1 protein-coding gene is annotated in these 456 nt (G+C 66.2%); it reads right to left on the bottom strand.

Annotated elements, in window-relative coordinates; translation table 11 throughout:
* Positions 1-194: 194 nt before the first annotated feature.
* A partial coding sequence (locus H926_RS33390) for a hypothetical protein (protein ID WP_043609766.1) occupies positions 195-456 on the bottom strand: 262 nt, incomplete at its 5' end.

Here is a 456-nt window from a genome sequence, read left to right as displayed (position 1 = left end):
GCAGGGTGCCGCTGACCCCGCCGCCGATGATCGCCACGGGCAGATCATCATGGCTGGCACGCCGCGCCAAGTCATGGAACGGAAACGGATTCGCCATAACTCAACCTTTCAAGTTGATATTAGGCTCGCAAGTTTTTCCTTAACGGTCAATAGCCATTCTATGAACGGTGGCCAGGGCGGGGCGTGGTGCCGGCTTAAGTGCCGAGGCTGACCATGCCGGCCAGGCCGCAGCGACCGGGCGTGACGCGGTTGTCAAACAGCACATCGAGCAGGCGTTCGCCATTACCCGGCGGCAGGGTGATGGCCAGCGGCGCCGGGGCGGGATCGGCCTTGAGCGCGACGCGCACGCCGTCGAGCCAGATTTCGGCGCGACCGACGAGACTGGCAAAGCGCACGGTGCCGCCCTTGGCCGCCACGGCGCGGCGCGGGGTGAACGCCAGGTGCAGCAGCACCCAG

Source organism: Novosphingobium sp. B-7 (genome assembly GCF_000410615.1).
Classification (GTDB): domain Bacteria; phylum Pseudomonadota; class Alphaproteobacteria; order Sphingomonadales; family Sphingomonadaceae; genus Novosphingobium; species Novosphingobium capsulatum.
This window is presented reverse-complemented; position numbering and strand designations above follow the sequence as displayed.